General features: G+C 41.1%; 15 protein-coding genes and 1 pseudogene. 7 read left to right on the top strand and 9 right to left on the bottom strand.

What is annotated here, in order from left to right; translation table 11 throughout:
- Positions 1 to 18: 18 nt before the first annotated feature.
- Positions 19 to 219 (top strand): glycosyltransferase family protein, encoded by a 201-nt coding sequence (locus AC5590_RS16925; protein WP_169264692.1) that lies wholly within the window; start codon positions 19 to 21, stop codon positions 217 to 219.
- A gap of 52 nt (positions 220 to 271) precedes the next feature.
- On the opposite strand, the gene AC5590_RS16920 is transcribed toward AC5590_RS16925, so the two are convergent.
- Positions 272 to 535 (bottom strand): hypothetical protein, encoded by a 264-nt coding sequence (locus AC5590_RS16920; protein WP_169264736.1) that lies wholly within the window; start codon positions 533 to 535, stop codon positions 272 to 274.
- A gap of 737 nt (positions 536 to 1,272) precedes the next feature.
- Here AC5590_RS16920 and AC5590_RS16915 point away from each other — a divergent pair.
- Positions 1,273 to 2,398 (top strand): annotated as a pseudogene (locus AC5590_RS16915) (IS630 family transposase).
- 397 nt (positions 2,399 to 2,795) lie between these two features.
- Here the strand turns inward: AC5590_RS16915 and infC are convergent.
- Positions 2,796 to 3,263, bottom strand: a complete 468-nt coding sequence (gene infC / locus AC5590_RS16910; RefSeq protein WP_256379405.1) for a translation initiation factor IF-3 — start codon at positions 3,261 to 3,263, stop codon at positions 2,796 to 2,798.
- A gap of 451 nt (positions 3,264 to 3,714) precedes the next feature.
- On the opposite strand from infC, the gene rbp reads away from it, so the two are divergent.
- Positions 3,715 to 4,020: an RNA-binding regulator gene (gene rbp, locus AC5590_RS16905; RefSeq protein ID WP_169264703.1), complete on the top strand. Its 306-nt coding sequence runs from the start codon at positions 3,715 to 3,717 to the stop codon at positions 4,018 to 4,020.
- Positions 4,021 to 4,163: 143 nt separating this feature from the next.
- Here the strand turns inward: rbp and AC5590_RS16900 are convergent, their stop codons facing one another.
- Positions 4,164 to 4,367, bottom strand: a complete 204-nt coding sequence (locus AC5590_RS16900; RefSeq protein WP_169264702.1) for a heavy-metal-associated domain-containing protein — start codon at positions 4,365 to 4,367, stop codon at positions 4,164 to 4,166.
- Positions 4,368 to 4,482: 115 nt separating this feature from the next.
- Entirely contained in the window at positions 4,483 to 6,642 is a 2,160-nt protein-coding gene (locus AC5590_RS16895) for a Tex family protein (protein ID WP_169264701.1), read from the bottom strand.
- Between the two features lie 240 nt (positions 6,643 to 6,882).
- Here AC5590_RS16895 and AC5590_RS16890 point away from each other — a divergent pair, with 240 nt between their 5' ends.
- On the top strand, positions 6,883 to 7,242 hold the full coding sequence (locus tag AC5590_RS16890; protein ID WP_246162678.1) for a DUF4278 domain-containing protein: 360 nt from the start codon (positions 6,883 to 6,885) through the stop codon (positions 7,240 to 7,242).
- 305 nt (positions 7,243 to 7,547) lie between these two features.
- Here the strand turns inward: AC5590_RS16890 and AC5590_RS16885 are convergent, their stop codons facing one another.
- From AC5590_RS16885 to AC5590_RS16865, 5 genes are all read right to left on the bottom strand, one after another.
- A complete protein-coding gene (locus AC5590_RS16885) occupies positions 7,548 to 8,036 on the bottom strand; it encodes a DUF4385 domain-containing protein (RefSeq protein ID WP_169264700.1) in 489 nt (162 codons plus the stop codon).
- Between the two features lie 74 nt (positions 8,037 to 8,110).
- Positions 8,111 to 9,760 (bottom strand): ribonuclease E domain-containing protein, encoded by a 1,650-nt coding sequence (locus tag AC5590_RS16880; protein WP_169264699.1) that lies wholly within the window; start codon positions 9,758 to 9,760, stop codon positions 8,111 to 8,113.
- A gap of 129 nt (positions 9,761 to 9,889) precedes the next feature.
- Entirely contained in the window at positions 9,890 to 10,495 is a 606-nt protein-coding gene (locus AC5590_RS16875) for a hypothetical protein (protein WP_169264698.1), read from the bottom strand.
- A gap of 232 nt (positions 10,496 to 10,727) precedes the next feature.
- On the bottom strand, positions 10,728 to 11,864 hold the full coding sequence (locus AC5590_RS16870) for a serine-rich family protein (protein WP_169264697.1): 1,137 nt from the start codon (positions 11,862 to 11,864) through the stop codon (positions 10,728 to 10,730).
- Between the two features lie 320 nt (positions 11,865 to 12,184).
- Complete coding sequence (locus AC5590_RS16865; RefSeq protein WP_169264696.1) at positions 12,185 to 12,382, bottom strand: hypothetical protein; 198 nt, start codon at positions 12,380 to 12,382, stop codon at positions 12,185 to 12,187.
- 41 nt (positions 12,383 to 12,423) lie between these two features.
- On the opposite strand from AC5590_RS16865, the gene AC5590_RS16860 reads away from it, so the two are divergent.
- The 3 genes from AC5590_RS16860 (at position 12,424) to AC5590_RS16850 (ending at position 14,240) form a co-directional block, all read left to right on the top strand.
- A complete protein-coding gene (locus tag AC5590_RS16860) occupies positions 12,424 to 12,885 on the top strand; it encodes a VOC family protein (protein WP_169264695.1) in 462 nt (153 codons plus the stop codon).
- Between the two features lie 173 nt (positions 12,886 to 13,058).
- Positions 13,059 to 13,349 carry a hypothetical protein gene (locus AC5590_RS16855; RefSeq protein WP_169264694.1) on the top strand — a complete coding sequence of 97 codons (291 nt, stop codon included), beginning with the start codon at positions 13,059 to 13,061 and terminating at the stop codon, positions 13,347 to 13,349.
- A 138-nt stretch (positions 13,350 to 13,487) separates the two neighbouring features.
- A complete protein-coding gene (locus AC5590_RS16850; protein ID WP_169264693.1) occupies positions 13,488 to 14,240 on the top strand; it encodes an FkbM family methyltransferase in 753 nt (250 codons plus the stop codon).
- Positions 14,241 to 14,408 lie beyond the last annotated feature (168 nt).

Below are 14,408 nucleotides of genomic sequence, written 5' to 3'. Positions count from 1 at the left end.
TAGGCAAAGAAGATCTGGGTGATCTTACTAAGTATAACACTGCTACCTCTTATATTTTTTGGCAACAACGCTCAAATTATTCGTCTTAACTGCGGTTCGTGTCGCTATCTCCGCAAAGAAGTTCTCTGGTCGCATTTAGATAACTTTGCAGATGAGTTACTAAAGCACCCAGCATCTGTAATAACTTCAATCAGACCTACACCACCGCCAGCAAAATAAGCATCATTAGCACTAAAGATGATTCCCAAAAGTCTGCTACTTTGTTTTGGCTCTATCTTAATTCAACATCTTGCTCAAAAACAAAGATACAATCATTTAGGGTTTTTTTGTACTGAAAACCATAATCTAACAAAGCTTGCTTTAAAGTTTGCAACTCAGATTCTTTGAGTTGATTTTTCTGGAGTGCTATCTCAATCGCTTCCTTATTTACTGTAAAAATTAAACAGTCTTTTAATTGGTTATAATCCCAGTTTAATTTTCTAGCTGTATTTAATTCTATGGCAGCTAATGTATCATCAAATTTGCTTTTAAGCATATTTTTTACTTGCATGAACTTACCGTTATTTTAACAATTTCAAGAAAAAAAACAATAAATAAAAATTAATTAACAGAGAATAAGTAAGGCAATGAATTTTATATGAAAATAAATATCAACCTTTTGGTAAATGTTTCTCCAGGAGTTATGGAGTAGTAATTTCTAGTTAAGAGATCGATAGTACTCCGATGTACACAAGTTTTAAATTCTCTTAGAAGAAGATTGAGTGATACTCGTAATAATACTAGAAAAAATAAACTATATAACCACAAAAGGCTGTACTGTTTCATTAAGAGCGCATATATTACCTTTATTGCTGAATTTATCCACTTTTGCAGCTAGTTGCTTAACTTAAAGTCGCTCACCTAGAAAGTCAATGGGAATAGTTTGATTTCACCATACATGTTTGTTTAATGGTTCAACTCATATCTGGCACCTCTCCGTATAAAACTGTACAAACTAAAAATATACAAGAGTAAGCTACATTATTTTTATTGGCTTTTGTCGCTAAAATAAAGGACTTTTTGTTGAATTCTGAGTGATGATATAACATCAATTTTTCTTGGTGCAATCTGTGAATCAAGATAAGTGGACAACATTATAGACAAGCAAGATTTTTGCAAAATCTGTGGCACCTTAAACGCTACCTATTCCAATCAACTAGCTCTCCACTCACACAAGTCATATCATGTTCGCATAATCGCTTATGATAAAAGTCCAGAGTACAATTATGAACTATGCCGAAACGGATCACTATAGCCACACATTTAAATATTTCCGAGTTAGAACAAGTTTACCGTCAGGCAAAAGACGGAGTAGAAAGTCGTAAAGCTCGCCGGGGGAAGCTTCCCCCGGCAGACTTTACGCCAGTGTCAGATTATATGGTTACTAGCACAAGGGAAAAAAACGGCTATATGTTGAGCAAGTAACAGGCTACAGCAGGACATGGATCTACGCATTGGTTAAAAGGTATAACGAGTCGGGCATTTCTGGAATAGGCGATTGCCTACGGTAGAGCTACGCTTAACGCCGCAGTGAAAATCAGGGAGCAAAGACGTTAATAGACGATCTTCACCAAGCACAGCTATGGCAAGCTTTGCAGTCAAACGCGCCGGATGGGGGATTTTGGAATGGGCGAAAAGTTGCGGATTGGCTGAGTGAAGTTACAGGGACAAAGATTAGTAGATACAGGGGATGGGAGATATTACGGCAGATGACTTTTAGACTACGAGTACCTCGCCCATCTCACAGCGAAAGCGACCCTTTCGAGCAACAAGCCTGGAAAAAAAACTAGCTATAGAAGTTGAAGAACTCAAAGCTAATTACCCAGATGCAGAAATTCAACGAGGCGTGCAGTTTCGCATCGTTTAGGACTCAAGCCGATTATTAGACGAGTTTATGTTCCAGAAGGCGAAACACCAATAGCCAATGTCAACTGGAGATACAAGTGGTTATGGTTGTATGCGTTCGTACATCCCAAAACTGGAGAAAGTTATTGGTGGATTCTTCCTTACGTAAATACGAACTTGTTTAACTTCGTTTTAGCAGATTTTGCTCGTGAATTCAGTTTAGGTGCTGATAAACACATTCTTTTGGCTGTAGACCAAGCCGGTTGGCATACCAGTAAAGACCTAGAGCTTCCATCCGGGCTGCATTTGACATTTTTGCCTTCCCATTCACCTGAATTACAACCTGCGGAAAGATTGTGGACTTTGGTTGACGAACCAATCGCCTTCTCGTTCATTTGAGACACTTGATGATTTAGAGGAAATTTTATTTCATCGGTGTCAATCTTTACTTCAACAGCAAGATTTGATTCAAGGTTTAACCGGTTTTCATTGGTGGATTAAAATCGGAGCTTAATCGTAAGTTATTTACCGAACATGATATAATGCCTCAGTGCGGAAACTTAGTGAACAACTTGTTGATAACTATCTGCACTTGCAGGAACCATCTCCCAGTAGTTCTGCAAGTACTCAAAGCTTGCATTCTCAAAGAAGTATCCCTGCCATCTTCAATTGTTCCATTCCTCAGGGTCATGCTTTCAAGCTTGCAACTATGGTTTTATGTGAAGCGTTAATATATTGCTAAGTCTCTAAAGCCCATCCCTGACCTGCATTAGCAAAACCCGTGTGACATCGCTTCTCCCACGCCCATTGCGTTTGGTGCATCCACTTACAGCCCCTACATTACAGTAGCCAGAGCATATACGCAATTACTCTGGCTACTTGGGATCACTAAATATTCCCAAAAAACTAATTTACGCAGGAACGACTTGAGCAATCAGTGAGCGTTTATCAAGCGACTGGACTTTACCCACTTGGCTCAAAGCAGCTACAATCCGGTCTAACATTTCTCCAGCCTGTTCACGATATTGATTTTCTCTGCCTCGTAAACGAATAACAAACTTTACTGAATCGCCTTTATTCAACCACTCAATTGCTTGCTCAATACGTAAGTTGTAATCAGCCATACCCACGTTGGGACGAAGCCGGACTTCCTTTACTGTAGGTCTAGCACTGTGTCCCTGACGCTTTTTCTTTTGATACTGAAGTTTACCATAGTTAAGAATCTTCGCAACTGGAGCGTCTTTGCCCTCCGAGACTACAACTAGGTCAAGCTGTACGCTCTGTGCTAGTTGTAGAGCTTCATTTGTATCGATCAGACCACGGTTATTATTCTCATGATCAATCAAGAAGACTTGAGGTGACTTGATTTGCGAGTTAATGAGCTGCTTTTGAATTACGATAATAGATCTCCTCTTAATTGTTCAATACTTGGTGAGTGCAAGTAATGCTAATCTAACACAAGACTAACTATAAATTATGACGTGATGAACTACCTTTGGACTTACTTCGTTTGAGAGTCAAGCTTCCAACCAAAACAAACAATAGGAACGGTCTTATTCGTTTTTGGGGCTTCCCGTCTTATGATGTGTCCATATCAAAGCCAAGGTGTAGAAATCATATTATACTTAGGTATAAATTGCTTCTATAACTTTATATAACAATTTTTCCAATTTGCTCGCTAAAAGTTGTCTGGTATGTCATTATGGAAGGCGAGAGTTAATTCGGTTAATAGCGTTTGTTTTTAGTATTGACAGGTTTTTTGTTTTTGGTATCTACAAACTTTTCTCCGAAACCTAAATCTCTACACACTTATGATTTCGGAGACATTTTATGTCAGTTTATGTAGGTAATCTTTCTTACGACGTTACAGAGGAAACTCTGAAAGCTGTTTTTGCAGAATATGGTACTGTAAAGCGGGTTCAGCTACCAACTGACCGTGAAACAGGTCGTTTGCGCGGCTTTGGTTTTGTGGAAATGGGTACAGATGCTGAAGAAACAGCAGCAATTGATGCTCTTGATGGTGCTGAGTGGATGGGGCGTGACCTTAAAGTTAATAAGGCTAAGCCTAGAGAGGAAAGAGGCTCGTTTGGTGGTGGTGGTCGCGGAGGAAACAACAGTTTCCGTAACCGCTACTAAGCTTTGTAAATTGGGGGATGAAGAACCAACCCCTTAATCTACCTAATTAATTTTATTTGGCAGTGGCTCAGGCAAGAATGCTTGAGCCTTTTTGATGTCAGATTACGCTACTATGCATCTGTGGCATTACTTTGTCAAAGCAGTTATTGATAACCTTCGATATGGTAACCAGCTGCAACAATTGCCTGTTTGATTGACTCTTCAGAAGCCTTAGATTCTACAGTCACAGTTTTCGCTTCCACATCTACATCCACTTTGGTATCGGGTTCCATTACATGGATGGCTTCGGTAATTTTTGTTGCACAGTCTTCACAGGCAATATTCGGTACAGTTAATTTTAACGCCATAATCTGCCTCTTTTAGGGAATTTTTATTTATTCTCAGCTTTGATTGTAATCCTCGTCGGCGCGATCGCTCATCCTACCAAAGTTAGGTCAACCACTTTCGTCTCCCGATTATGGTTTATTGCTTGATTGACTTCATGGATAAACTAATCCGCTTCAATTTCTGATTAATTTCCAGCACTCGCACTTTCACAACTTGTCCCACCTTGACAATTTTCTTTGGATCATCAACGAATCTATCAGCCAATTGGGAGATGTGCACCAAACCATCTTGATGTACACCGATATCAACGAAAGCACCGAAGTTCGCAACATTGGTAACGATACCTTCTAGTTCCATCCCTTCTTTGAGATCAGAAATTTCCTTGATTCCTTCCTTGAATGTTGCATACTTAAACTCAGCGCGTGGATCTCTTCCTGGCTTTTCCAATTCGCTGAGGATGTCGCGCAGTGTTGGTTCGCCAACGGTGTCGGTGACGTATTTCTTAAGATTGGCTTTTTTTAGCTTTTCGGCAATTTGGGTGATTTGAGTTAGTGGTAGGTTCAAATCGGAGGCGATCGCCTCTACAAGTGAGTAACTTTCTGGGTGAACAGCAGTATTATCCAATGGGTTTTCACTTTGGCGAATCCGTAAGAATCCCGCCGCCTGTTCAAAAGCTTTTGGTCCTAACTTGGCGACTTTGAGCAACTGTCGGCGATTTTTAAACACACCATGCTGGTTACGATAAGCAACAATATTATTGGCAACGCTGGACGTAATCCCAGAGACAGAAGTCAAAAGTTCTTTGGAAGCAGTATTTAAGTCCACACCAACGTAGTTAACACAGCTTTCAACAGTTTCATCCAACTTCTTTTTCAACAACTTTTGGTCCACATCATGCTGGTATTGTCCCACGCCGATGGACTTAGGATCAATTTTCACCAGTTCCGCGAGTGGATCTTGTAACCGACGACCAATACTAATAGCACCGCGAACGGTAATATCTAAATCGGGAAACTCTTCCAAAGCCACTTTACTGGCAGAATATATGGAAGCACCCGACTCATTCACCATCACCTTGACTGGTTTTTGTTCCATCGTTTGCAGCACTTCCAAAACAAATTCGTCTGTCTCCCGGGAAGCTGTACCATTACCAATGGCAATTAACTCAACTTTATATTTTGAAATCAAATTTTTGAGAGTTTGTGCAGCTTTCAAACGTTGTTCAGCTGCTTGATGTGGAAATATCGCTTGATATTCCAAAAATTTCCCTGTTTGGTCGAGTATAGCAACTTTGCATCCAGTCCGAAAACCAGGATCAATCGCCAGCGTTGGTTTCATCCCTGCTGGCGCAGACAGCAGCAACTCCCGCAAATTCGTTTCAAAAGTTTTGATAGACTCAACATCAGCGTAGGTTTTCTTTTCCGCAACGACTTCACTTATCAAGGAAGTTTTCATCAAGCGGTTGAATGCGTCTTTAAGCATCCCTTGATAAAAGTCGCGGATGGCGCGGACTTTCGTCTTAATTTCCTTTGACTCCAAATAAGAAAGCACCACATCTTCATCAAAGGAAATTTCAAAAGACAACACCTCCTCTGCTTCACCGCGACACAACGCCAGCATATTGTGAGGCGCAATATTTCTCACCCTCATTTGATAATTACGGTACATCTCAAACTTGGTTGTACCTTCCGGATGATCTTTTTTGATACGGGAGACAAACACTCCTTCTTCCAGCAAGTAGCCCCGGAGGTATGCTCGCAACTCTGCTTTTTCCGCGACTTCTTCCGCTAAGATGTCAGAAGCACCCTTCAGTGCATCTTCTGCTGTCTTAACTCCTTTTCCCTCAGAAATATACTTTGCAGCTTCCGTATCCAGCGACGCCGAAACAGCATTTTTGTTGTTCAGCGATTTGATGAACTCCGCCAGCGCTTCGAGTCCTTTCTCTCTGGCGATAGTGGCGCGAGTACGGCGTTTGGGACGATAGGGGAGATATAAATCCTCAAGTTCAGTTTTGAGTAAACAGGATTCGATTTTTTGTTTGAGTTCGTCGGTGAGTTTCCCTTGTTCGGCTATGGAATTCAAAATCACCGATTTCCTTTCTTCTAATTCTGTTAAGTAATTGTACTTGTCGCTCAGTTCGCGCAACTGAACTTCATTCATCTCGCTCGTCCGCTCTTTGCGATATCGTGCAATAAAGGGAATTGTTGCACCCTCTGTCAAAAGTTCTAGGGCGTTTTGCACCTGATAGGGTTTAAGGTTGAGTTCTGTTGCTAGTAATTGAGGAATATTCAGCATTGGTGCCTCAGTTGAAAACGCTACTTTTAAAGTAATACGTTAGATAGATGAAATAGTCCAATCAGAAAGTGTTAAGCTAGTTTAACAAATGATTCCGGAATTTTGTTTTTATGCGCTGTTGTTATAGATAGCGTGTTGTGGCTCAACAACGTAGATTGTCAAACGAAACATATTTCTTCCCAACAGCATCTCTCATATGCACACATTAACGCCTCTGCTTTTGTTCAGATGTGAGAAACTATGGCTCTGTTTTTTCTACTTCCGCTTTTTACTGGTTTAGTTGGTGGCTATATCTTCAAGAAAAGTACCGATGAAATCGGGTACTTGGTGGGGGTATTTGCAGCTATCTGTATAGTCCTAGGTTTAATTTTTGCACCTTGGCAGATATTGCTTTTGGTACTGATTTTGACCCTTACAGTTCCGAAAAAACTCTTAGGAAAAAATGAGTATCAAGTCATTTCTAGTGAGGAAGTAAAACAAGAACCATTACCCACTGATAAGCAGGAACAGGTTGTTTCTAAACCTGAGAATTACGAGGTTGTTAAACCTGATGATTATGAGGTTGAACTAATACGTAATTATCAGCATATGATCTACTAAGCTGACTCCCTCAGTTGTTTGCTCAAAACTGTTTGTTCAAACCAGCCCCACAAGCGGCGTATCACCCGCTATGAATGAAGCAAACACCTTTTGCCCGTTCGGACGTTCGGCTAAGCTATCTCCTGAGCCCTGAGTCCCAAAGGGACACGCTGCGCGAACGGGCACGGCTTGAGGCCGAACGGAGACGCTACGCGAACGACGCCCCTCAGCTTCCGCTACAACGACCGGCTCAGCACAAGTCAGTCGAGCCGCTGACGCTCACCTTGGCGTTGGCTGTTAAGCGTACCCTGTATTTACTCAAAGGATTAATCTGCGTATTTCTGCTTATGCCTTGCTAAAAGCTGGAGATACTTTTCATTCATCTTGGCTTGCATCCACTTTTCTTTAAAGATTGCTGCTGATTCAGCTTTAATAGGATCTACTTCATTTGGTAGAATATCTAGTCTGGCTTGAGTGTGAGCTTCTTTAGAAGTTTCTTTTTGGGGGTTAGTTTTGTACTTTCTACCACTTTTATGGTTAGCGTAGCGGCGCGAGCGTGTATACCCCATCTGTAAAAACTTCCGCGCCATATCAGCACCGACAAAATCATCTTGCTCTAAATATTCAAAAAACATCTGGTAGATTTTTTCGCTAGACTCTTTTGCAATATCTGGAGTTTTAAACCGCCAGTAAGGAAGAATTTCAGATTTGTATGGTTCTACCAAAAGCACTCCCTGTTCACCCTTACCCACGCGATACAGTTCAGGATGTTCTCGAAAGTTAATATTTTTAAAATCTAAAGAATAATCAAACATACATTATATTATACAGCGCATTGCAAGTAATTGAGGTACAATGCTCTTGTCTAAAAGTCAGGCAGAAAGCCTTTTTACTTCTGACTTCTGATTTCTGAATTCTGCTGTAAGCAAGCACTACCACATTTACGGACTTTTGCCCAAACTTTTATTGGTGATTCAGTGGTACTCGAAGATTTTACAAACTCTACTTTCAGAATTTTTAACTTCTCTTGAGGCTTAAGAATAGCTAAAGCTTTTTGTTGTTGATGACTAAAGTTTGGCGGTTGTGCTCTATTGTCCCTCAACGTAATACCTGGTTCAACTGCGACAGCTACTATCGATCCTACAGATGGAACAATCGGTGAATCAGTAGACAGTGAACTTTTGATGAGAGTCTTTCCAACCAATACTGAATCTGAGGCTTTGTTGATATTACCTACAAAAATCCAACCATCTGTCATTGTTGGAGGTGTTCTTTTCGATGTTGTTTCTGATATTGGAGATAGACTTTGAGAAGATGCTGATGATTTGATGACTAACTGATTTTGTTTTGGGAGAAAGCCCAAAGTTACACCTATCAAACTTATGATAGTTACTCCTACAATAATTCCAGGAAAATTTTGGTTTTTTTCAGTTTGTGGTTGAATAGTTGGTTGCTTAAGCTGTTGAGTAGTTTCTTGTTTACTGTGCTGAAATTCTTTTTCTTCCTGTTGAATATTGTTATATTTAATCTCTTTGATATCTTTTATATCTATTTCTTCAAAACTCTTCGGCTGTTGTGAATCATTTAATCCTTGAGCAACCTCTTCTGTAATATTAATCTCATCTGACAAGTTACTATTCTCTTGAGACTCCACCCTCAACTCCTGCATAAAAAAATCTCCTCTTCTCTCTGGCGCTAACGGGAGAGTGGAAGGATGTGATGCGGGAAAAATTACTGTAGGCGGGATGAACTCTTCGTATTGAGGACAATTAGATGAACTTGACATAACATCCTCAACAACTTGAGGACACTGCTTGCTTGACTTCGACAGTTGCTCCGTCACCAATGGCTCTTGGTGTATCTCATTGTTGTTATTACCAGATGGCTTGACTTCCTCAACAGATTGCTTGACTTCGTTAACTGTATTTTTTGATGTAGTTCCAACATCATTTATACTCTCATTAACAGCCTCAGCAACATTCTTAGCTGCACTTACTACAGATGGTTTAGCTTCCTCAACAGTATCCTTGACCGCCTGTACTACACCTACAACGGATGGCTTAGCTTCCTCAACAGTATCCTTGACTGCCTGTACCGCACCTACTACAGATGGCTTAGCTTCCTCAATTGTATCCTTGATTGAGTCTAGTGTACTTACTAACGATGGCTTAGCCTCCTCAACTGTATCCTTGACCACCTGTACTACGCCTACTACAGATGTCTTGGCTTCCTCAACTGTATCTTTTACGGCATTTCCTACACCGTTGACACTATGGTTAATAGTCTCAGCTACACTCTTGGCTGCGTCTACTAAACTATCTACCGTACGGTTAACACGCTCAGCTGTACCTTTCCCAACCAAAGCTCCAGCAACTGCGCCAACTACAGCACCAGAAACTCCTCCAACTCGGCGACCGAGTAAACCACCAATGGCTGCTCCAACTAATCCACCGCCTAGACCTATACCTGCTTGAGGAGCCGTGCGTTGCTCCTTGATCCGGTCAGCATTTTTGCCATACTGATGCTTATTATAACTCATACTAACCGTCTCCTTAAATGACACCAAACAGGCATAACCACGAGCTGAAGCAGCTCGTTATCTATGACCAACCAAACAATTTTTGGTAAAACTTAAAATCAGTAGGGTGGGTATTGCCCACCCTACTGTCTACTTCTGGTTTTCCACGGGGACTAAAATATAGGTTGTCTGGTTATTAGGTACGTTGGCTACGTTGACGCTTTCAGTACCTGAAGGCTTGGCATCTTCAACCGAACTCTTGGCTACGTCCATTGTATTTGTCACAGAGTGGGTAACTCCTTCAGCGGCACCCTTAATGATGTCCATTGTATTGTTTACGGTGTCGTTAACACCTATCGCTGTCGTCTTAACAGTACCCACTGTTGTGTTTACAGTGTCGTTAACGCCCAAAGCTGAACCCTTAACGCTCTCTCCTACATCTTTTACAGTGTCGTTAACACCGTCAGCTATTGTATTTACTGCGCCCCCTACACTTTGTACTGTTTGGTTCAAATTTTGGGCTGCATCCTTGACCTTATCGCCTACATTTTTTACAGTTTGGTTAACCTTTTCGGCTGTACCTTTAATAGTTAAAGCTCCGGCTATTGCGCCCAAGGCAGCACCAATAAGTGCTCCAATCGCTATTTTAGATAACCCATTACTCGTATCTTGAGCTACTTCATAAGCCTCAGGTTGCTCTGTAGCTACATCAGTATTGCCGTTCAGCTGATCCAAAAGCTCCTGGTTCCCATTCATAAAAATCGTTTCCTTTGTACCAAAACTGGTTAATTTCTCTTCTGCTTAGACGACAAAAAATCTACGCTTAGACCTTTGTCTTTGATTTGACAAGGTCTAAGCCGAAAAAACTATCTCTTATAACTTGCGAGGTTCCTATGTTGACAGGTAGTCCTATTGGACTACCTTTATTTAAAAAGGGGCATCATTGTTACGTCTAGGTTTGATTGATGACCCTCGCAATGTTAAATGGCTATTTGTAATCGTCAATCCGAGCTATTTCTTCCTCAAGCGAGTCCCCTTTACCAGAACCCAATGAGGTTTCAGCATCTACAGGCACAATTGGATCAACAAGTAGCTCTTTGTTCTCTGGCCTTGAAATATAGACCACTGGTGTACGATCCATTTCAACTTCACCTTTATTGATTGGCTGGTTGCCTGCAACCGTCCGCTCTTGATATTGATTGCTCTGATTTTCAGAAGGCTTAATATTTTGTGCGCCACTTTGTACAGCTTGGTTCACACCCTGTGCCGTATCCTTAACAGTGTCTGCAGCACCTTGTGCGGCTTGCCTAGTTCCTTGTGCAGCACGATTTGCAGTATCCTTTGCAGTGTCTGCAGCACCTTGTACAGCTTGGTTAACATCCTGTGCCGTATTTTGTACTACGTCCAATGCACCTGTTACGGTTTGCCTAGTACCCTCGGCAACACTATTTGCTGTATCCTGGACTATCTCCGCTCCAGCTTGTACAGCTTGGTTAACTCCCTGTGCTGTATTCTGTACTGCGTCCAATGTACCCTCTACAACTTGCTTAGTTCCCTCAGCAACACCCTTAGCCGTATCCACTGCGCCACCGACAACAGCTTGTGTCGCACCATCAGCGAGACTCTTTACCGCTTCCCCGACACCTTTTCCTGTTTGGCTAAGACCCCCACCGATAGTCTTTGCAGCTTCTCCTAAACCTTTTGCAGCAACGCTAACGCCCTGAGCTATTCTTTTACCCGCAAAAGCCGCTGCTACTGAGCCCAATGTACCACCAATGAGTCCGCCTATCAGTGCTCTAGTTAGCATAGGATTTTTGCCTCCGTTTGCTGCTTGAGCACCGGATTGACCATTACTGCTAATTGAATTCGTATAGGCGTCTGTAGATAACCCTGCACCTATGTTTGTCCCTGAATTCGTATAGGCGTCTGTAGATAACCCTGCACCTATGTTTGTCCCTGATGAACCCACACTGGGTTGACCGATGCTCACGCGGTTCGCATCATCTGTTCTGGATACCCCAACCCCTACGTTTGTGCCTACTGTACCAGCATAAGGTTGACTTGTAGTTATGCTGTTTGCAGTATTTACATTCGTCCGTTCCGAAGCCTGCCTGCTCTCAACCATGTCAATCGTTTCCTTAATTAAGAAATTAAAAAGGTTAGCGCTCAGTTGTATGTTGTCTTCACTAGAAAATTTAACGATTACAAATAATAATTGAATTGCTCCAAAGACAGACATACTAAATGGTATAGTCTCTCTAAAGCTATAGTTTGCTTTTGTGGAGGACTATACAAAATTACCGTATACACTCGATTTTGTATGATATAATTTATTACTTATTTCTGAGCTTTCATCTCAGCTTTTGTAAATATTTATTTTGTGTTATGTATGTTTTATTTTTTACTAAAATACCTGACAATCAAGTATTACTGATAATCCTTGCTCTACTTGATAAAAATTAGGAAAAACACTAGAGAATAGAGCGATAAATCAGGGAAAAAGGGCAATGTAACTGTTTTGTTTGCCATTTCGATGATTTCTGCGTGAATTAATTCAATGTCGTCATCTGCATGAAAGAATCGCAGTTTTATGAGATGATGATACTCATCAATAGTGAAGCGTTTGGTAGAGGGAAAAGTCATTAAGTGTACCTTCTGCCTTAATCAGTCAATTGAGTACCGCCATGCTACAAAGTCCTCAATCCCTCAAAAGTGTCCTGACTTCCGGTGACTTGCGACGAGTACATCACATAGCCCTTAACGTCCATGATATGCAAGGCTCTCGACACTTCTACAATCATATTCTTGGTTTGCACGAACTGACTGGTGATGAAGTTCCTGCAACTCTGGTAGACTTAGTCGCACAAGGAAAAGTCGCTAATTTTGTCACTCCAGATGGTACTATTCTCGATTTATTTTGGGAACCAGACTTACCACCGCCAGATCCAAATCCAGAACGTGCTTTTACCAGAGCATACCACTTGGCGTTTGACATTGCTCCTGAATTGTTTGAGCAAGCAGTAGAAGTTTTAAGACAAAATCAAATACAAATTGCCCACGGACCAGTTACACGTCCTACTGGTAGAGGTGTGTACTTTTATGACCCCGATGGCTTTATGATAGAGATTCGCTGTGATCCACAATAGCTGACAACACAAGAAAATAACAATTCAAAATTCGCTCATTCAAAATCAAGACATTTTCAGTTGGAGATGGGGATTTGAACCCCAATAGTTCACCTAAACTGCGTATAGACGTAAAAGTCACCGAACTCTTTAATCGACGATAAAAAAATCTTGACAAAATGACTCAATGACTAATGGCTAATTTACAACAGACATATCAAGTTATTGAAGAGGTGATTACAAAACCTCCAATTCCGCATGAGCCACACAAGCAGTCGTTGAAAGCTTGGGCAATGTATTGTCTACGAGACAATGGTTTTAAGGTAATATATGCTGACAAAGCTGACTTCGCCGTTGAAGCCAGAAATGGTGAAAAGATTTATTTCAAAGTCGCCAAGAATGGAAGTGACTTAGAGAATGAATTTGCCTGGATAGTTTGGGATAGTTCCACAAAAAATGCCAGCTTCATTCCACCCGAATCTTAGCTGTTGCGTGTTGTGTTGTTCGTCTGCCTTTTTATTACCTTGCGAGAAAATTGATAAGATAAAGGTAGAGCGATTGCCCAAAGGGCAGACGCCAGAGGCGTATCGCCATCGTACTTTATCATCACTTAATTTAAAAAAATGATTTTTGTTGATCAAATCCGGCAATTTTCGATGAAGAATCTCCGCCCTTTGATTCACAAGACAGGGTTTGATGTCGTGAGATCTCCCCCTCGCAAATATAATTTTTTAATCAAGTTATTAAATAACCATAATGTAGACACGGTTATAGATGTAGGGGCTAATCTCGGTCAATATGCCACAGAAATTAGAAGCGAGGGTTTTGATGGGCGTATTTTATCCATAGAACCAGTACCAGAAGTTTTTAATTCTCTTCAAAAAACTAAAACCAAAGACTCAAAGTGGTCAGGTTTTAATTTTGCTTTGGGAGCGGAAAATGGAACCACTCAAATAAACTTAACCAATTTCTCCGATTTAAGTTCTATTTTAGAACCCACAGAATATGCCAAAAGTGTCGCACCTGCTTTTGAAGTTAAAGAGAAAATCCAAATTCAATTAAAGACCTTAGATACCTTTTGGAACGAAAATAAGTTAGATAATTCCAAAGTTTTTTTAAAATTAGACTGTCAAGGTTTTGAAGAGCAGATTCTACAAGGAGCCAATGAATCTCTCCAAAAAGTTGTTGGGGTTCAAATGGAACTGTCATTGAAAGCTTTGTATAAAAATCAAAGACTATATAATGATTCCATTGCGTTTATGAAAGAAAACAAATTTGAACTTTATCATATACTCCCAGTCTTTAGCGATGTAAATACCGGACAGCTTCTTGATATGGATGGCTTTTTCTTCAAGAGTTATACGAATCCGGTTTGATTTGGTGAGACCAGTGCTTGATGAGGGTTTCCCGACCTAGGCATCTGGTGAGTCCAGCGCTCTTGGTAGGGTTTCCCTCATGTGCCACTTCTGTGCCCAGAGCAGCGCCTTGCGGGGGTTCCCAAGGCACGTTTTCGGGGGAAGCTTCCCCCGAAAAGCTGCCGCCCC

The sequence above is a fragment of the Brasilonema octagenarum UFV-OR1 genome (assembly GCF_963888615.1).
Classification (GTDB): Bacteria; Cyanobacteriota; Cyanobacteriia; order Cyanobacteriales; family Nostocaceae; genus Brasilonema; species Brasilonema sennae.
Note: the sequence above shows the minus strand (reverse complement) of the source record. Positions and strands in the feature narration are given on the sequence as shown.